A 19,651-nucleotide genomic window follows, 5' to 3' on the forward strand; every position below is an offset into this window, starting at 1 on the left:
TAAGTTTGAACTGCTCATATCTTTTGACGAGGTATTGCTACCTCATTCACAAACGTTGCTCGTTGTTCAGTTTTCAAGGAACTTGTGTTTCTATTAAAGCAGCTAATGTCTTGTGTCATCAGCGCTTAATTATTATATCTAATCGACATTTTCTTGTCAACAACTTTTTTTTCAAGTTGTTTGTTGTTTCTTTTAACAACTTTCGTGTCGAACCGACAAGAAATAATTTATCATATATTGAACCATTCTTGCAACAAGAAAAATATTACATTTAGTAGAACGATACAGGACGCTAGTAAACCGTTACCTGTATCGCCCCCTACCACAAGGAAACTTTAGCAATGTGATGCTGTTAGTGTCTTCATTACTTGTTGGTTTTCAGCTTCATTTGTAGGCTCGGCATTCTCCGTAAATAATGAGCCGTCTTTAATTGTTACGATTCGATCACACAAGTCGAGTACACGTTCATCATGGGTAACCATTACGGCTGCCTTCTGTCTGGACTTCACTTCAGCTGCCATCATTTCTACCACGGCTCTGCCACGTTTGGAATCGAGACTTGCTGTTGGCTCATCTGCAAGGATTAAATCAGCATCATTCATCAACGCGCGCGCGATTGCAACACGCTGCCGTTCCCCACCAGATAGTTTATCCGGATAATGATGCATACGGTGCACCATTTCAACTTCTTTTAACAACTGTACGGCTCTATCATTCGCTATCTGGTCATTGCAGTGTGCGAGCTTTGCAACAAGACGCAATTGATCAATTACAGTTAAATACGGAACTAAGTTCGAAGATTGAAATACAAAGCCAACATGCTCTAGCCGCACACGATTCAGCTTCCCTGGTGATATAGCAGTAACATCAGTACCTCCAATAACAACACTGCCGCTTGTCGGTGTCAGCAGCGCGCCTGCTATGGATAGGAATGTGCTTTTGCCGGAGCCAGATGGCCCTATAACCGCGACAAACTCCCCTTTTCCTACTCGAAGAGACACTTGATTCAATGCAGTTACTGCCGTTTCACCTTCTCCGTATTTTTTGCTTACTTGGTCTAACACGAGTATGTCTCTCATTTATTCCACCCTCCCAATTGCTTCAATCGCATCTACCTTCGCAATCCGACGCAGGGACAACAATGCACCGATAATCGAAACCCCTATCAATAATACCGAATACGGTGCCAGCACACCCGCTCCTAATTCGAACGGCATCGTTTCTGGGAACAGAGAAGTTAATCCAAAGGTTAATCCAATGCTGAGTACAACAGAAACAACAGCAAGCAGCATCACTTGACCGATTAGGTTTTTAGCTAAATACGCTGTGCTTGCGCCAATCGCCTTAAGAACACCAAACTGGTTCGTTTTTTGCAAGGTAATGACATAAAAGAATACAGCTTGAACAAATGCAGCTATGACCACCAAGAAGGACAGCATCATAGATAGCGAGCTTTGTTCTTCTTTGTACCCAGGAATCCCCTTCAGTGCCTCTTGCTTCGTTGCGAGTTGAATTCCCGCTACTTGGTTGCTAAGCGACTGCTGCAGTGTCTCATCCCCAGTAATCGCCACCGCATTCAGACGGGGCATACGCTGGTCAAGAGATGTCATCAACGACTTTAAGCCTTCCATGTCAATGAAGACTACAGGCATGTGGCTGATCGATTGATGCTCTGCAAAGCCTACCACTTTAAGTGAGGCGGTCGTATCCTTGATATGAAGTGAGTCGCCCAATTTGACTCCCTTCATCTTAAGTGATGCATCCACGACAACCTCATGCTCTCCACTGCCTGACAACGATTTCCCTTCGGTGACCTTCGGCATGAGAATGCTGTTATGCTCAATGGCAAAGAGAGTCACGTCTGCTTTTTTCTCCGATTGTTCAGGAGACACTGTTACAAGGCTTTGAATAAGCGGGGCTGCATCCTTCACTCCCACCTGTGCCTTGATTTCATCAAGCTTCTTCCAATCCAGGGTTGAGCGGTTTAGCTTATTGTCACTATCTGATTGAAATACTAGATAGTCTGCATTCATTTCTTTAATTGCCGATGTTGTTGCAGCCGACAATCCGTTGGCAAGTCCAGATACGATAAAGGTTAAGCAGGCGACGAGCACCATAATGAACCCGATCAACATAAATCTCGATTTGGCATGCTTCAATTCTCGTATCGCCAAAAACATTATTCAATCACTCCTATCTACTTTACACAAAATACAATTTCTAAAAAGGGACGACCACGTCAGCAACGATATTCTGCTTATACTTTGTCACTTTTCCAACTGGACGTTCCTTTAAACACTTTCTATAGTAGATAGACTTCATGAACCGAATATGAACGACTCATTACAGATTAACTTCAAAGGGGAATCTGCTTTGCAACTTCTATTGTTACAGGCGGTTGGGCGGCAAAAAAAAAAGGAGCGAGAAACTATCCGGCTTGCGGATAAATCCTCACTCCTATGACTTTATAATTACAGTGTTACATTTACATCGATACGAGCTGCACTCTCAGGCAGCTTCACGCAAAGCTCCTGGCGTACTGCATCATAGCTCCAGCCAGACGCTTTCTTTTCCAATTGCTCCGCAGAAACAGGCTCGCCGAGATCGCCAACGCTCTTCGGAGCAGTGGCAAGGCCGATCAGGCGGAAGCAGATGCTCTCACGTTCAGACTCATAGCCGCGTGTTGTATATTCCGCTGTCAGTTGAATCGAATGTTCAGACTCTGTAACTTGGATCAGCATTTTGTTCCATTTGCCGTTCTCGTATTCGAACGTCAGGCCGTCATCTTCATACCATTCCAATTGAGAAGTATGGCCTGCGCCTTGCAAGTAAGCGACCGCTGCCACATACTCTTTTGCAGCCTTCTCGCCTGCATGCTGACGTACCGGCCCTTGCAACAGAATTGCGCCTGAGCGAACGAATATCGGAAGCTTCTCAAGCGGTGCGTGCACATGAATATGCTGCTTGCCCGCAAAACGCTCCCCGCTCCAGTAGTCCACCCACTCGCCCTCTGGCAAATAAACGGAACGATACTGCGTATTTGGGCGGTAAATCGGTGCAATAATAACCGAATCACCCACCATGAACTGATCGCACAAGTTGTATACTTCAGGATCTGTCGGGTATTCCAGTACAAGTGGGCGCATGAACGGAAGACCTGTTGTAGATGCTTCATAGAACCAGTGATACAGGTAAGGCATCCATTCATAACGCATCGAAATGTACTGTTGGCAGATCTTCTCGATTTCTTCGCCGAACGACCATGGCTCCTGACGAAGCATGTCGATCGCACTGTGGTTCCGGACATATGGGAAGAACACACCCATTTGCGTCCAGCGTGCAAGCAGTTCACCGCTAGCATGGTGAGCAAATCCACCGATATCCGGGCCTGCAAATGGTACACCGGATACGCCAAGGTTTAACACCATCGGCATTGCCATTGACATGTGCTCCCAGAAGCTGCGATTATCGCCTGTCCATACGGCTGCATAGCGCTGCACGCCGCTGTATCCTGCACGCGTCAATACGAATGGTCGCTTGCCTTCAAGCAACGCCTTCAAGCCTTCGTAGCTTGCTTGAGACATGAACATGCCGTACAGATTGTGAATTTCCCCATGTGTTTTGCGGTCGCCTTCATTTTTATGAATGACGTTCACGTCCATCGTCTTCGTTTCGTTGAAGATCGCTGGCTCGTTCATATCGTTCCAGATGCCATCGATACCTAGATCGGTATAGAAGCGTTGGTTCTCCTTCCACCAGTCACGCACGCGCGATTCAGTGAAGTCAGGGAATGCGCTCTCCCCTGGCCATACTGGTCCTGTATAGATTTCACCTTCCGCAGTTTTACAATAGTAGTCGTTGTCGACACCTTCCATATATACCGCGTACAATGGATCCTTCTTCACACCTGGATCGACGATCGGTACGATGTGGAAACCAAGCTCCTTGAGCTCATCCATCATCTCCTTCGGATTCGGGAAACGATTCTCATCGAATGTGAAGACACGATATCCATTCATATAGTGAATGTCGAGATGAATAACGTCACATGGGATTTCCTTCTCACGGAACGTATGAGCCAGGTTCAATACTTCCTGCTCATCCATGTAGCTGTAACGGGATTGGTGATATCCAAGTGCCCATTTCGGCGGCAGCGGCATGCGGCCAGTCAAGTCGCCGTAACGGACAATGACATCCTTCATCGATGGCCCTTCGATCCAGTACAAATCGAATTCGCCTGTCCACGTTTGCATCATCGCCATATCAGCAAATGTACGCATATCGAATACGGTCTTGCCCGGGTTATCCAAGAACAAGCCGTAGCTGCTGCCTTGATTCAGTACGGTCAAGAAAGGAATAGATTGATACAAAGCTTCCATTTCCGGTACATGCGGTGCATATACGTCAGAGTTCCACATCGTATAGCGCTCGCCTCGCTTGTCGAGGAAGCCTGTTTTCTCGCCAAGTCCGTAAATATGGTCGTCCTTATCCAAGGCAACAAACGCAGTGTAATCGCCAACGGATTCACGGTTGCGCTGCAGGCTGACCAATTCCACATTCGGCTGGTTCTCGTTGCAAATACGAAACGCGCCGGATTGGCGATTCACTTCGAGAATCGTATGACCGATTGTAATAGAAACAAGTTCATCCGTAGTAGACCACTTCATTGCTTGTGGAATACGGCTGTCCTTGTTCACAATTGCCGGGGACGTCTTCCAGTCCGGCTGATGTCCTCTATATGTCTTGATGCGGATTACTCCGGCACCAACTGAAGTGATTGCGAGATTGAAGTATTTACCGACTAGCCATAACGAACCATCTTGCTCAGCAATGCGAGAGATCGCTCCTAGCTGTACACCTGTCTGTATATGTGTCTGTTCACTTGCGTTGTCCGGATGTATAGCTGCACTAGTATCTTGCATGATAATCCCTCCGCTGTTCTACCCTAGAATTGTGTATCGTCCGCTTTTGATCACGAGATCATTCAGGATGCAACCGAACATCGAATCTTTGCAATCACTGTTGGGTTCATGCAACCTTCTCCGTGATGAAAAAGCGGACTTTCTGCCTAATATCATACTTTCATTTGCCTGCACAAACCGTCAGGCTCATCAACCCTTGCTTGCACCTGCTGTCAAACCTTCTACGAGGAAGCGCTGTAGGAACAAGTACAGAAGCGCAATCGGAACTGCGATCAATACCGCACCAGCCGCAAACATCGTAAAGTTGGTTGATGCATTGTTGACCATGTCCCAAAGTCCAATCGCAAGCGTATATTTCTCTTTAGAGCGAAGGACGAGACGGGCAAAGATAAAGTCGCCCCATGCACCGGCAAATGTCATTAGTCCCACGTACGTAATCATCGGCTTCGACAACGGCAGCATGATTTTGCGGAATACGATCCAGTGTGTCGCACCATCGATGCGTGCGGATTCTTCCAAGCTCTTCGGAATCGTATCGAAAAATCCTTTGACCACGAATGCCCCCAGCGGTGCACCCGCAGAATATACGAGAATTAACGCGAAATGCGTATCAAGCAAGTTCAATTGCATCAGCAAAATGTAAATCGCAATCATACTCATGAAGCCTGGGAACATCCCTAGTACGAGCATCCCGGACATAAGGTTTTTACGGCCATAGAACCGGAACCGCGATAATGCGTATGCCGTCATGACGACAAGAATGACACCAAAGATCATATTACAGGTAGCAATCTTCAACGTGTTCAAATACCACTGTCCGTATTGATATTCCTGTGAAGTAAACAAGCTTACATAATGTTCGAAAGTCGGATTTTTTGGAATGAGTGATTCACTGAAAATCGATGTACCCGGACGAATAGATGACATGACAATCCAAATTGTCGGATACAGTACGCATACTGCAATTGCAATAAGCAGCAAATAGCTGAAGGACAGACGAATAAGCGATTTTTTCTTAGCTCCTGTACTCATTGGATCATGTCCTCCTCTTTAAATGATTTCGTCCGGCGATAACTCCAGATCGATAGAGATGCAACAATGATAAAGATGATAATACCAATGGCTGCCGCGATATTGTATTTATTGTTATCGAGTGTCAGCTTATACAACCAAGTAACAAGCAAGTCGGTGCTTCCTGCGTATTGGTATTCACCGTTCGGCGGGTTACCGTTCGTCAGCAAGAAGATAACGTTAAAGTTGTTGATGTTACCTGCGAACTGACCAATCAGAATTGGTGCTGTTGAATAAAGAATCATCGGCATCGTAATAGCCTTGAACTTATGCCATGCAGTTGCGCCATCAACTTCAGCCGCTTCATACATATCTTTAGGAATGGTTGTCAAGATTCCAATTACAAGTACCATCGTAACCGGAATACCTACCCACATGTTGACAATCAATACCGTTACTTTCGCCCAGAAAGGATCAGAGAGCCATGGAAGCTTACCTAAGCCGAAGTAGCTTAAGTATTGGTTGATAGGCCCAAATTCTCCGTTAAACATGTTCTTCATAATCAAGAACGACAACATTTGAGGAATTGCATACGGGATGATGAAGATTGTGCGCCACATTGTCTTCATTTTTACACCCGGTTGTTGAATCAAGAGTGCGACCAAAATACCGCCGAAGTAGCAGGTAACGGTAGCAAGTATTGCCCAAATGATGGTCCATGTCAGTACACCGTAGAACGTACCGCTCCATGTACCAAGCTGCAGAAGATCGACAAAGTTCTGGAATCCAACCCAGCTAACCAGATTTTTCGGTGGAACGTGATCCGGCGCTGAATAGTTCGTAAAGGCAAGCAGAATCATAAAGATGATCGGCATGATCGTAAAGAACAATACTGCTGTTGCTGGCAGTGCCAGGAACAAGTAAGCAAACTTCGTTTCTTTTACATAAGCCAAGCTTTCCAGGAAGTTGTTCGGTTTCTTGCCTTCTTCCCGCAGCTGCCCAACTGCTTTCGCGTCTTTGACGACGAGTACATATATCCAAATGAAAATAAACAAAACGAGAAGTGTGATTAATCCGGTTATAAGCAAGTGAATGGAATGGTCACCATGGACTGGTTTATATACTCTTCCGACCTTAACCATTTGTGATGTTTGTGTACCAAGTGTGTAGATTCCCCATATCGCTCGCGGCAAATAGTTAATCAGGTAAAACAATCCGACTGCTTCAAGCAGCATCAGCAAAATACCTTTCAGGTACTGGCGATTAAAGATCTGTCCCAATCCCCAGAACAGAGCAGACAACACAGCTGCCTTCTTGCCTGTGCCAGGCGAGGCTTTCATTGGCGACGGCTCTTGAGAAGTGCTATTCGTATGGTTTGCGGTTGTCGACACCGATTGTGTAGTGCTCATATCGCCTTTCTCCTTTCCTACTCTCCAGTAGCTATCCAATAAGTATGCATGGTAGGCATGTATCTAGGAGGTCTATCTAACAAACAACCCGGGCAAGCATTATTCACTCCCCGGGCCACTTGTGTTACTCCTTACTTGATCGCATCTTTTATTTGTTTAACGGCGTTATCAAGCGCTGCCTTAGGATCTTTGCCTTTATTCAAAATGTCTGCCAAGCCTGCAGCCATTGGGCTCCATACGTTACCCATTTCTGGGATAACCGGCATTGGGTAGGAGTTCTTGAATTGCTCAAGTACAGCTACTGTGAATGGATCACTTGTTACTTTTGGATCTGCCGCAGCTTCTTTATTAGAAGGAACGAGACCATTCAATTCATAGCTTTTCAATTGAGCTTCCTTCGTGGAAGCGAATTCCGCAAACAGTTTTGCTGCATTTGGATATTTCGTGTAAGAGTTCACATACCAAGCTTTTACACCAGAGAATGTCTTGGACGGTTGGCCATCAATGCTAGGAATTGGAGCTGCGCCCAGATTAATGCCTGTTTTCTTCAAGTCTTGGATTGCCCAAGGGCCGTCGATGTTCAGTGCCAATTGACCGTTAGCAAACAAGCCTTTCTTAACATCGCCTGTTACGTCAGATGTTGTGAGTGGAAGCACTTGCTTCGCAAAGTCTTGCATAAACTGCGCACCCTTAAGTGCGCCATCGTTGTTCAAGCCAACGTCTGTTTTGTCTGTGCCTTCTTTACCGAATACATATCCTCCCGTTGTAGCGAGGAACAGGTAGTCATAATAGAAGTTTCCGATTTCCCACATGTACGTATATTTTTTATTTTTCAAGTCATTCATTTTCTTCGAAAGCTCAATAACTTCTTCCATTGACTTAGGTGGTTCTGGAACGAGATCCTTGTTATAGAACATGATGAGTGTTTCTACGGAACGCGGATAGCCGTACAGCATTCCGTCGTAGCTTGTTGCGTTGACAGCCAATTCAGAGTTTTGTGCACGCGTTTGCTCTTCAAAGTAATCGTTCGGCAAAATCAGACCGGCTGTTACTGCCTTACCCAAGTTGTCGTGCGGGAATACGACTACGTCTGCACCGATGCCAGCTGGTCCGTCGTTCATCAGCTTGTTCACTTGGTCAGGCGCTGCTACTTCTTCGTATTTCACGTCAACATTGTACTTTTCTTTGAATTGCTTAGCGATTTCTTCCATAAACGCGCGTGATTCTTTACTTTCCCATACGAGAAGGGATGCGCCTTCTTCCGGCTTCAGCTCTTCGTCGCCTGCGCCTTGATTCGTTGTATCCTCATTCGTCGTTTGGTTGTTCGCAGAGGAGGAATCTTTGCCGCCTGTGGAACATGCTGTGATTGTAAAGACCATCATGACTGACAACAACATTGCTACCCATTTCTTCATGTTAGAAATAGCCCCTTTCAATTCTGGTTCAGGATCTGCATGGACAATGCGCAAAGGCGAAGGCCTGATGCTATATTTCAAAGCTTTTGCGCTGTTTTATGCAAACCTTTGCACAATGGAGTAAAAAAAATGATTCCTTGCTAAATGTAATGTTGTAAACGGTTACCTACAAATCGAATTATACACACTGCGCCTAGGTATGTAAAGCGTTTGCATAAAACTTTTTTTTGCATTATACTTTGGGACATCAACGGAATATTTTCCATTATTAAGCGAGGTTTCGAATATGGCGGTAACCATTATAGATGTGGCTGAAAAAGCTGGCGTGTCTCCTTCTACGGTATCGCGGGTTATTTCCAATGACTCCCGAATCAGTCAGAAGACAAGCCGTAAAGTTCGCAAAATCATGGATGAGTTAGGCTATCATCCAAACGTGATGGCGAAAAGTTTAGTTACGAAAACTACGAATAATATTGGCATTATCCTCCCCCGGCCTGCGGATGAATTATTTCAGAACCAATTCTTCTCTGAAATCATTCGTGGAATAGTGAGCAAAGCAGCGGCGTGCCATTACGATGTGTTAATGACTTCAGCAACCAATGAAGAGGAGGAAATCAAAGCGGTAGAACGGCTCGTCCATGGCCGCAAGGTAGATGGGATCATCCTGTTGACCGCACATAAGGAGGATCCAAGCATCACCTTTTTGCGTGAAAAGAAGTTCCCATTTGTGCTCGTTGGTCGCAGTGAGCATTATGTCGATGTTACTTCTGTCGATAACGATAACATTGCAGCGTCGCAAGCTATTACCAAGCATTTAATTGAACTCGGGCATAAACGCATTGCCTTTGTCAGCGGACCATTCGAACTTACGGTGTCCAAAGACCGCATGGACGGCTACAGCAAAGCACTGCTTGAAGCTGGCATTCCCTTCAATTGCGATTATGTATATGAAGGCGCATTCACTCCAGAATCAGCTGGCCAGGTTACGGAAAAGCTCCTGCAGCTAGATCAGCGTCCGACTGCAATTATTGCCATCGACGATGTGGTTGCATTCGGTATTATCCGAACACTCTGGAATAATGGATTTAATGTCCCTGAGGACTGCAGTGTGGTTGGCTTCAATAATACGCTATTGGCTGAAATGTGCTTGCCTCAAATATCTAGTGTAGATATCGGTACGCATCAGATGGGACAATCTACGGTTCAAGCGCTTGTACAGCGCATTAAGGGCGACGGCTTCGATCAGGCTCGGATTATTATTCCGCATCAAATTATTTGGAGAGACTCTGTGCAAGCACCCACATCTGAGTAGTTTGTGGAGCAATTGTGAGGGGTTCAGTGATGAGTGAATTGGATCGGCTCTATGATTTGACATACATCAATAAGACTTGCACCAAGGAGAATGATCTCATGGCCATATCTAGCAAGTGGATGAATGGTTTACGAACAGCATTACTCGTATCTGCAATTTCACTCGTAGTTGCCGGCTGTCAGTCTCCCTCAGTTGCTCCTTCTACGGCTAAGACAGTTCAGGAAAATAAATCGACCGAAGCAGTTTCGGGAACGGTCACAAGCAAGTTGAAGCTAGCAGATGCATTAACACCGATGGGGGCAAGCAGTGGAGTCTACTATGAAATTTTTGTCCGCTCTTTCTATGACACGAACGGAGATGGCATCGGCGATCTAAATGGAGTTACGGCGAAGCTGGATTATCTGCAGGAGCTTGGAGTTAAGCACCTCTGGTTAATGCCTATCAATCCCTCCCCTTCTTATCACGGCTATGATGTAACGGACTACTACGGAATCAATCCAGATTACGGAACGTTGGACGACTTTAAGCGTCTGCTTGAAGAGGCCCATAAGCGAGACATCAAGATTGTGATGGATTTCGTAGTCAATCATACGAGCAGCGAGCATCCGTGGTTCAAGGAATCGGTGAAAGGCAAAGACAATCCAAAGCGTGATTGGTATATGTGGGCCGAAGATTTGAAGCTTGATCCAGCAACAAGAGGCGCTTGGGGTCAGCAGGCTTGGCATGAGAAAGACGGAAAGCATTATCTCGGTGTCTTCTGGGATGGCATGCCCGATTTGCATATGGACAATGCTGAGGTACGAGCTGAGATCAAGAAAGCTGCGCAGTTCTGGCTGAAGCACGGTATAGACGGCTTCCGCTTGGACGCAGCCAAGCATGTATATGAGGACTTTTACAATACGAGTCAGAATCCAGAAGTCGTACAGAACAATCAAAAATGGTGGCAGGAATTCCGCCAAGCTGTTCAAGAGGTAAATCCTGAAGCATATCTCGTTGGCGAGGTATGGGATTCACCAGCGGTTATTGGGCCGTTCCTGAAGGACGGACTGCACTCCGCATTCAACTTCGATATGGCAAAGCGGATGATTTCGATGGTGCAGGATGAGAAGGATTCCGATATCGGTTCGATGATGAGCCGTATATACAACTTTTATAGCAAGCAATCAGATGGCAAGTTCATCGATGCTCCATTCCTAACGAATCATGATCAGAATCGGGTCATGAGCGAGCTTCAGGGCAATGTGAATCATGCGAAGATGGCTGCTTCTGTGCTGCTGACGCTGCCAGGCAATCCGTTTATTTACTATGGCGAAGAAATTGGTATGCTTGGCTTGAAACCTGACGAACGACTGCGTGAGCCAATGAAATGGACGGCAGTTGAAAATGGCGCTGGAATGACAAGTTGGGAGCCAGCTTCTTCAAATAAGACGGTGGCTCCTGTAGAGCAGCAGATGAAGGATACGAGCTCACTGTGGAGCCACTATAAAAAGCTGATTGTGTATCGCAATTCAGACAAGGTGCTGCAGCAGGGCGGCATTCAATCGTATAAGACGAACGTCTCTGAAGTAGCCGGCTATTACCGTGCTACGAAGGAAGATGCACGGCTTGTGCTGCATAATTTGTCTGGCAAAGAGCAACAGATACAGTTGTCCGAGGACGTGGCTGCTGAACTAAAGACATTGGCATTTTCTAGTGTGGATGGTGCTGCCCTGAAGGATGGGGCTTGTACACTTCCGCCGTACAGTACGATCGTGCTAGCGCCATAGACTTGTGGAAGTTTACTGGTATTTGGTGAAATTGAGGCAGTTGACTACGAATGTCTTTCTGTTTCAGCTAGGTTAGTCTGCAAAACTATTCATTTATTTTATTCATATTGTTACTTGTTAAAAATGCTCTAATCTCTATGACCAAGTTAAGGGAGGACTTCAGATGTTACTCGAAGCTATTTATCACCGTCCGAAGCAAAACTGGGCTTATGCGTATGACCGTAAGACAATCCATGTGCGTATCCGTACGAAAAAGAATGATGTTGAGCGTGCTGCCGTTTATTTTGTGGACAAGTTCGATTGCGAAGGCGGTATTGGTAGAGCGGATATCGTTCCGATGACATGCTTGTATCAGGATGAGCTGTTCGATTATTGGCAAGCAGAGGTTGTTCCTCCATTCCGCCGCTTGGCCTACGCCATTAAGCTGGAATCCGGTACAGAGCACGTATGGATGACAGAGCGCGGATTCCAAGAGGAGGATCCAGTTCCTGCGCATCGATGGTTCGAGTATCCATTTTTGAATCCGGCAGATATCTTCACTCCCCCAGCATGGGTGAAGGATGCGGTATTCTATCAAATCTTCCCTGAGCGTTTTGCAAACGGAGATACGAGCAATGATCCCGAAGGTGTGCTGCTATGGGGCGGAGAACCAAAGCCGGATAATTACTTCGGCGGGGACTTGCAAGGGGTTATTGATCACTTAGATCATTTGGAGAAGCTGGGAATTACTGCGATTTACTTTACGCCGATCTTTGAGGCGACTACGAATCACAAGTATGATACGAAAAATTACATGCAGGTCGATCCTCATTTTGGCTCAAACGAAAAGCTGAAAGAGTTGGTTGAAGCCTGCCATGGTCGCGGCATTCGCGTGCTGCTTGATGCGGTGTTCAATCATAGCGGTTATGCGTTCGAACCTTATCGGGATGTGCTGGAAAAAGGGGAACAGTCCGCTTACAAAGACTGGTTCCATGTTCGCCAGTTCCCGTTAGAGGTCGTTGACGGCATACCAACATTCGATACGTTTGCCTTTACGCCAATGATGCCGAAGCTGAACACGGAAAATCCGGAAGTGAAGAAGTATTTGCTAGAAGTTGCACGCTACTGGATCGAAGAAGTGGGCATCGATGGCTGGAGATTGGACGTAGCTAATGAAGTAGATCACCAGTTCTGGCGTGAATTCCGCCAAACGGTGAAAGCTGTGAATCCAGACGCCTATATTTTAGGCGAGATGTTCCATGAAGGCATGATGTGGCTGCAGGGCGACCAATTTGACGCCGTCATGAACTATCCGTTCACATATGCGATGCATGATTTCTTTGCTGAAGAAAAGGTAGACGGCTTGCAGTTCTCACAAGCGATTCAGCATCAGTTGGCAAGCTATCCGCAGCAAGCGAACGAAGTGATGTTCAACCTGCTCGACAGCCATGATACGACTCGCCTGCTTACGCTGTGCGGCGGCGACAAGCGCAAAATGAAGCTTGCTGCCTTGTTCCAGCTTACGTTCCTCGGTACACCGTGCATCTATTACGGTGATGAAGTAGGTTTGGACGGCGGTCATGATCCAGGCTGTCGCAAATGCATGGAATGGGATGTATCGAAGCAGGAACAAGATCTGCTGAGCTTCTATCAGGGCGCAATTGCGCTTCGCCATGCCAATGCTGCGCTTCGTACGGGAAGCTTCCGCTTTGTCCATGCAGTAGACAGTGATCGTGTAATCGCGTATGAACGTACTGATGAAAGCGGATGTTGGCTCTTCGTGTTGAATGCATCTGAAGAGAAGCGTACGGTGCATGTAGCAGCATTCGATGGTTGCGAAGGAAATTGGATGGACGTTGCGCTGATCAGTGATGAAGCTAGCCGTGATGGGGTTCAAGGTTCTAGCACAGGGTTGCAGGTTGAGGTTGAAGGCATGAGCTGGAGGATTTTGAAGCTGGAGAATTAATTTATAATTTGAAGTTGCAATTTGCTAGTTTAACCCGCAAGAAATCTAGTTGCTTGGAATAAATTATGATATATTCATAACAACACAATAATGGCTTATGGGCGGTTGGCTAGTCTCCTTCAAAGGAGGTGATGCCAGTGAGCGTATTTGAAGCATTGAGTCTAATGTTCCTTTTCGGGATGTTCATTCTTGCTTTGCTCACCTACTTAAAGAAAAAGTAGACCGCCCTCTCGCAAAGGTATGCGGTCTACTCCAGTAGATTGCTCACTTCGTTAAAGCCAACCACTCATTGAGCGGTTATTGTGGGAAGAAGGTCGCAGTTACCGCTGCGATCTTCTTTTTATTATACGCAAATTGTAGCATACATATTCTTACTGTTCAATAATGCGATGGCGAATCCGGTTCTTGATGAAGCAATGTCCGAATGTAAGACGTATAGTGGCGCATTACTGATGTAGTTTCTGTTATGCTGCTCATCAGTTTCTAATCCAGTTGCTTCTCCAATTATCTCGATTACTCTTCGGAACTTCCTGCACCAAGCGCCTCGTTCAGCAACCGGATCAGCTCATTTTCATCCGTAATGACAGGTATTCCAAGCTGCTCGGCTTTGGCAAGTTTGCTGCCTGCCTTCTCTCCTGCGATAACCAGATCGGTTTTCTTCGACACGCTGCCCGTTACTTTCGCGCCGCATGCTTCCAGCTTGGCAGTTGCCTCGTCGCGTGTCAGTAGCTGCAAGGAGCCTGTTAATACGACCGTTTTCCCGTAGAATATCGAGTCTGTATTTACCTCAGCCGGTTGCTCTACGGTTTGCGGCTTCACACCCAGTTCCAACATGCGGTCGATGCTCGCTCGGTTAATTGGGTCAGCAAAATACGTTACGATACTGTCCGCCACAATCGCACCGACATCCTGAATTGCCACAAGCTCCTCTTCAGAAGCCTGCATGATGTTTTCCAACGTGCCGAAATGCTCGGCCAATGCCTTCGTCGTCGTTTTGCCCGTATTCGGAATTCCGAGCGCGAACAAAAAGGCCGGCAAATCACGTGTTTTGCTCTTCTCGAGCGCTGCCAACAGGTTGCTAGCCTTTTTCTCACCGAAGCGATTCAAGCCCATCAACTGCTCAAGCGTGAGCGCATAAAGGTCGGATGGCTCATGTACATTTAGCTCATCATGCAGCTGTTCGGCAGTCATGACGCTGAATGTTTCGATGTCCATTGCATCTCGCGAAGCAAAGTGCGCCAAACGGGCCACGATTTGCGGTTTACAGTTCAGCTTGTTGTTGCAAAACAGGTGTGCGCCCCGCATCTCAAGTGTGTAGCCACAGGACGGGCATTCCGTCGGATAAACGATTTCTTCGCCGCCTTCCTCATCAGGAACACGACCGAGAATTTCAGGAATAACATCGTTCGATCGACGAATAAATACGCGTGCACCAAGCGCATGCTTCAAGTTTTTCCGTTCGATATCACCGATATTGTTCAGCGTACAGTTTTGTACCGTTACACCAGCCAGCTCAACGGCTTCAACCCTGGCTACTGGCGTAATCTTGCCGGTACGTCCAACCTCCCAGCTTACCGATTCGAGCACGGTTGTCGTTTCTTCCGCCTCAAACTTGAAAGCCACCGCCCAACGCGGGAATTTATCCGTGTATCCAAGCACCTCTCGCGTCCGCATATCAGTCAGCTTGACGACAGCTCCATCGATCAAGTAATCAAGAGATTGGCGCTGTTCCTGAATCTGATGGAGCTCCTCCCGCACCTGCTCAATGGTATCAAAGTACGTGACATATGGATTCACCTTGAAATGATTATCCTTCAAAAACTGCATCATTTCCTGATGGTTGTTGAAAGCAACTCCATCGGCATAGCCCACGTTATAGAAAAAAGCACTCAGCTTCCGCTGTGCTGTTACCTGCGGATTCAAGTTGCGAAGCGCTCCAGCCGCTGCGTTGCGAGCATTTTTGAGCGGCTCTGCTGCCGTTTCATTATAAGCCTCAAGCACAGACAGGTTCATAATGCCTTCGCCTTGAACTTCGATCGTCCCTTCCTGGAAAGGAATAGACAAAGGCACAGAGCGGATCGTCTTCACCTGTGGCAAAATCCCCTCACCAATGACACCATTTCCACGTGTGGAGGCCTGAACCAGCAGTCCATCCGTATAGGTCAAATTAAGCGTCAAGCCATCAAACTTCAGCTCCACGACATAAGATGGATCCGGCAGCGGCTCCTCGTCCGGATGCTTGGCATTATAATCCTGGATCAGCTTCATCACGCGTTGATTCCAAGCGAACAAATCCTCTTCGTCCTGCGCTTTGTCCAAGCTCCATAGACGGGAGAGATGACGATGCGGCTCAAATCCCTTGAGTAGTCCGCCCCCTACCCGCTGGGTTGGAGAATTGGGCAATACGATGCCCGTCTCCTTCTCAAGCGCTACCAGCTCATCATAAAGCTTATCGTATTCTTTATCCGAAACGACAGGATTATCCAGTGTATAGTAATGGTGATTATATCGTTGTAATTCCGCCACGAGTTGTTCCATGCGGGTTTGCGCATTCGCATTTGTCACAGAGGTGGCTCCTTCCTCATATCAAATCATTCTATTGGGTAATATACATTATACTTTGTTAACCGGAGCAAAAGCAGCCAACAGTCGCTTTACACCCACCGGCGCTGGGAAGGCAATTTGCAATTCTGTATCTGTTCCCTCTCCCTTTACCGATACGATCACACCTACGCCCCATTTCGCATGGGACACTTTGTCCCCTGGCTGATAGTCTCCAGCTTGGGCACCCGCTTGCTTCACCTTTTCTGCTGCTGATGTTACAGTCACACTTGAGCCGCTGCTTGCGGTTGTTTTTCCTGCTCCCGCTCCGCCGGCTGCACGCCATCCAGTCTGAGCGGTACTGCCTATGCCTTTCGTGCCAGGCGCTTGTGTGCCACCGCCACCAGAATAACCGAGTCCTCGCCCTCCATATGTTGCAGAAGTAGCATTACGGCCATAACGATCGAAGCGGCCATAACGTGTGCCCTCCGGCGTAGCATCTTCTTTCACTTCATCTGGAATCTCCTCAAGAAAGCGAGAAGGAGGGTTGGCATTTGTTCGTCCAAACAAGGTACGTGTACGTGCACAGGTAAGGAATAATTGCTTCTCTGCACGAGTTATACCTACGTACGCCAATCGGCGTTCTTCCTCCAGCTCCTCATTGTCGCTGAAAGCACGGCTGTGCGGGAACACGCCCTCTTCCATACCTATGATGAAGACGACTGGGAATTCCAATCCCTTCGCACTGTGCATCGTCATCAGGATAACGGCATCTTCCTGCTCGTTACCTTCCTCGTCGTTCATGGAGTCGATATCTGCGATCAGTGCAAGATCGGTCAGGAACGAAATCAAGGACTTGTCCTCATTGCGCTGCTCGAATTCCTGCGTAACCGACAAGAACTCGTCGATATTCTCAAGGCGCGCCTTCGATTCCAGCGTATTCTCGCGCTGCAGCTCCAGCTTGTACTCGGATAGTTCGAGCATTTTCTCCGTTAATTCCGTAACGGATAAATACTCCACCATGTGATTTAAATTATCGATAATCGCACGGAACTCGCGCAGTGCGCCCTTGGTTTTCGGCGAAATATCCAAATCGTCCATATCGGCGATTACTTTCATCATCGATGTGCCGCGAGTTGCCGCTGCTTCAGCCAGCTTATTCATCGTTGTGGCCCCAATGCCCCGCTTCGGCACATTCACAACACGCTCTAAGCTGATATCATCGTCCATGTTCGAAATGAGACGCAAATACGCAAGCAAGTCCTTAATCTCTTTGCGATCATAGAACTTAACGCCGCCTACGATCTGGTACGGAATATCCGACTTAATCAGAATTTCCTCGATGACACGGGATTGCGCATTCGTCCGATACAATATCGCATGGTCGGCGTAATGCTTGTTCGCCATATGGTTCTTTTTAATCTCAGAAGTTACGAAGTAACCCTCATCATGCTCTGTATCCGCCTGATAGAGCTTAATCTTCTCTCCCTCACCAGCTTCTGTCCACAGCTTCTTCGGCTTGCGGCCAGCGTTCAGCTTAATGACGCCATTCGCGGCATTCAGGATATTGGAGGTTGAGCGATAGTTCTGCTCCAGCATAATCGTCGTAGCCTTCGGGTAGTCACTCTCGAAGTTCAAAATGTTCGTAATGTCGGCGCCGCGCCAGCGATAAATCGACTGGTCACTGTCCCCGACGACGCAAATGTTCTGATGCTGATCAGCCAGCATCCGGCACAGCATATATTGCGCACGGTTCGTATCCTGATACTCATCGACGTGAATGTATTTGAATTTTTTCTGATAGAAATCCAATACTTCCGGCACGTCCTTGAACAATTGAATCGTCGACATGATCAGATCGTCGAAATCGAGCGAGTTGTTGCTCTTCAAACGCTTCTGGTACATCGCATATACCTTGGCTACAATTCCATCAAAATGGTCGCCAATCTTCTGCTCGAAGCGACTTGGCGTCAGCAATTCGTTCTTCGCTGTACTAATTGCAGCTTGTACCGCACGTGGATCGAATTTTTTCGTATCCAGATTCAATTCCTTCATGCATCCGCGAATAACGGACAGCTGATCCCCCGAGTCAAGAATCGTAAAGTTCGAGGTGAAGCCGATGCGATCAATATCCTTGCGCAGGATACGCACACACATCGAGTGGAACGTGGATACCCAAATGTCTCTTCCATCCGGGCCAACCAGCTTGGATACACGCTCCTGCATTTCTCGTGCCGCTTTGTTCGTAAACGTAATGGCCAGAATACTCCATGGCGGCGCCTTCCTCGTAGCGATTAGGTACGCGATGCGGTGCGTTAGTACGCGTGTTTTGCCAGAGCCCGCTCCTGCCATAATGAGCAATGGCCCCTCAGTGGTTTCTACAGCTCGCCGCTGTTCAGGATTCAAGCGCTTGATAGCGTCTTGAATGTCGATGGACGCCCCAAAGTTTCCATAAGTGTTCGAATACGAATTCGAGTTTGAGTTGGTGCTACCATTAGGATCCGGTCGTAAAAAATCAAACATAATGTGTGCAGTCTCCTTTCTGCAGTTATCTGAAATAAGTCGTATATGGTCTATTTTTAGATGTCAGCAAACTTTAACTTAATGGTCAACAAACTATAACCTTAAATTTGTTTCTTTTACCGCTTGAACAGTTGCGAGGGCTGCTTCCAAGTCGTCATAAACGACATTGCCCACAACTACTGTGTTAGCTGCGGCAGCAGCCGCTTGAGCTTGTTCTATCGTACGAATGCCGCCGCCATAGAACAGTTGCGCATGGCTTAGTGAGCTTTTTACCTTCTTCACAAGCTCCATATCGCCAAACATGCCGCTGTACTCTGCATAGATGACGGGAAGACGCATCAGCCTGTCCCCTGCTTGTGCGTATGCTGCTGCTGCTTCAGGAGACAACTGCGTATCTGCTTCCGTTATCTTTGCCGCTGTTGCATCAGGATTCAAAATGATATACCCTTCTGGGATTAACAGATCCCACGGGATCATATAACCATATTGCTGTATAGCTTCCCGATGTTGACCAACGAGCCAATTCGCATTATTCGTGTTCAATACCATCGGAATCATATAGGCATCAAAACCAGGCACAACCGCATCCAATTCGGACACTTCGAGGACGGCAGGCAGCTCGTACCGCCGAATACGGGACATAAGGTCTACCGTGTTCTCGAAAGTGACCCCGCTTGATCCCCCGACCATTATCGCATCTGTTCCTGATAAACATACACGATCCAGCGCCTCATCGCCAATTTCTTTGTCCGGGTCAAGCTTGAATACGTGCCGCCAGTCATCTATTGGTTGTAAAGGCGTCTTCAC

13 protein-coding genes are annotated in these 19,651 nt (G+C 47.2%); 4 read left to right on the top strand and 9 right to left on the bottom strand.

The features are described 5' to 3' along the window. Positions 1–335: 335 nt before the first annotated feature. From NO352_RS19525 to NO352_RS19550, 6 genes are all read right to left on the bottom strand, one after another. Positions 336–1,079 (bottom strand): ABC transporter ATP-binding protein, encoded by a 744-nt coding sequence (locus tag NO352_RS19525; RefSeq protein WP_289356549.1) that lies wholly within the window; start codon positions 1,077–1,079, stop codon positions 336–338. After that, positions 1,080–2,180: an ABC transporter permease gene (locus NO352_RS19530; protein WP_289356551.1), complete on the bottom strand. Its 1,101-nt coding sequence runs from the start codon at positions 2,178–2,180 to the stop codon at positions 1,080–1,082. A gap of 291 nt (positions 2,181–2,471) precedes the next feature. Then, positions 2,472–4,922: a glycoside hydrolase family 31 protein gene (locus tag NO352_RS19535; protein ID WP_289356553.1), complete on the bottom strand. Its 2,451-nt coding sequence runs from the start codon at positions 4,920–4,922 to the stop codon at positions 2,472–2,474. Between the two features lie 189 nt (positions 4,923–5,111). Then, positions 5,112–5,954 (bottom strand): sugar ABC transporter permease, encoded by an 843-nt coding sequence (locus NO352_RS19540; RefSeq protein ID WP_005544607.1) that lies wholly within the window; start codon positions 5,952–5,954, stop codon positions 5,112–5,114. Then, positions 5,951–7,273 carry a carbohydrate ABC transporter permease gene (locus NO352_RS19545; protein WP_268599125.1) on the bottom strand — a complete coding sequence of 441 codons (1,323 nt, stop codon included), beginning with the start codon at positions 7,271–7,273 and terminating at the stop codon, positions 5,951–5,953. Before NO352_RS19545 ends, NO352_RS19540 begins: the two co-directional genes overlap by 4 nt. Positions 7,274–7,473: 200 nt before the next feature. Beyond that, a complete protein-coding gene (locus NO352_RS19550) occupies positions 7,474–8,757 on the bottom strand; it encodes a sugar ABC transporter substrate-binding protein (protein ID WP_289356554.1) in 1,284 nt (427 codons plus the stop codon). Between the two features lie 286 nt (positions 8,758–9,043). Here NO352_RS19550 and NO352_RS19555 point away from each other — a divergent pair, with 286 nt between their 5' ends. The 4 genes from NO352_RS19555 to NO352_RS25340 all read left to right on the top strand — a co-directional run bounded on the left by NO352_RS19555 (position 9,044) and on the right by NO352_RS25340 (position 14,001). Continuing rightward, positions 9,044–10,069 (top strand): LacI family DNA-binding transcriptional regulator, encoded by a 1,026-nt coding sequence (locus NO352_RS19555; protein WP_005544610.1) that lies wholly within the window; start codon positions 9,044–9,046, stop codon positions 10,067–10,069. A 29-nt stretch (positions 10,070–10,098) separates the two neighbouring features. Continuing rightward, on the top strand, positions 10,099–11,835 hold the full coding sequence (locus NO352_RS19560) for an alpha-amylase family glycosyl hydrolase (RefSeq protein ID WP_289356558.1): 1,737 nt from the start codon (positions 10,099–10,101) through the stop codon (positions 11,833–11,835). 163 nt (positions 11,836–11,998) lie between these two features. Continuing rightward, on the top strand, positions 11,999–13,780 hold the full coding sequence (locus NO352_RS19565) for an alpha-glycosidase (protein ID WP_289356559.1): 1,782 nt from the start codon (positions 11,999–12,001) through the stop codon (positions 13,778–13,780). A gap of 131 nt (positions 13,781–13,911) precedes the next feature. After that, entirely contained in the window at positions 13,912–14,001 is a 90-nt protein-coding gene (locus NO352_RS25340; protein WP_254912210.1) for a putative holin-like toxin, read from the top strand. 292 nt (positions 14,002–14,293) lie between these two features. Here the strand turns inward: NO352_RS25340 and ligA are convergent, their stop codons facing one another. From ligA to pcrB, 3 genes are all read right to left on the bottom strand, one after another. After that, positions 14,294–16,318 carry an NAD-dependent DNA ligase LigA gene (gene ligA, locus NO352_RS19575; protein WP_483311854.1) on the bottom strand — a complete coding sequence of 675 codons (2,025 nt, stop codon included), beginning with the start codon at positions 16,316–16,318 and terminating at the stop codon, positions 14,294–14,296. Positions 16,319–16,393: 75 nt separating this feature from the next. Continuing rightward, a complete protein-coding gene (pcrA, locus tag NO352_RS19580; RefSeq protein ID WP_289356562.1) occupies positions 16,394–18,844 on the bottom strand; it encodes a DNA helicase PcrA in 2,451 nt (816 codons plus the stop codon). A gap of 93 nt (positions 18,845–18,937) precedes the next feature. Next, entirely contained in the window at positions 18,938–19,651 is a 714-nt protein-coding gene (pcrB, locus tag NO352_RS19585) for a heptaprenylglyceryl phosphate synthase (RefSeq protein WP_289356563.1), read from the bottom strand.

This window comes from Paenibacillus sp. S-12, assembly GCF_030363895.1.
GTDB lineage: Bacteria > Bacillota > Bacilli > Paenibacillales > Paenibacillaceae > Paenibacillus_B > Paenibacillus_B alvei.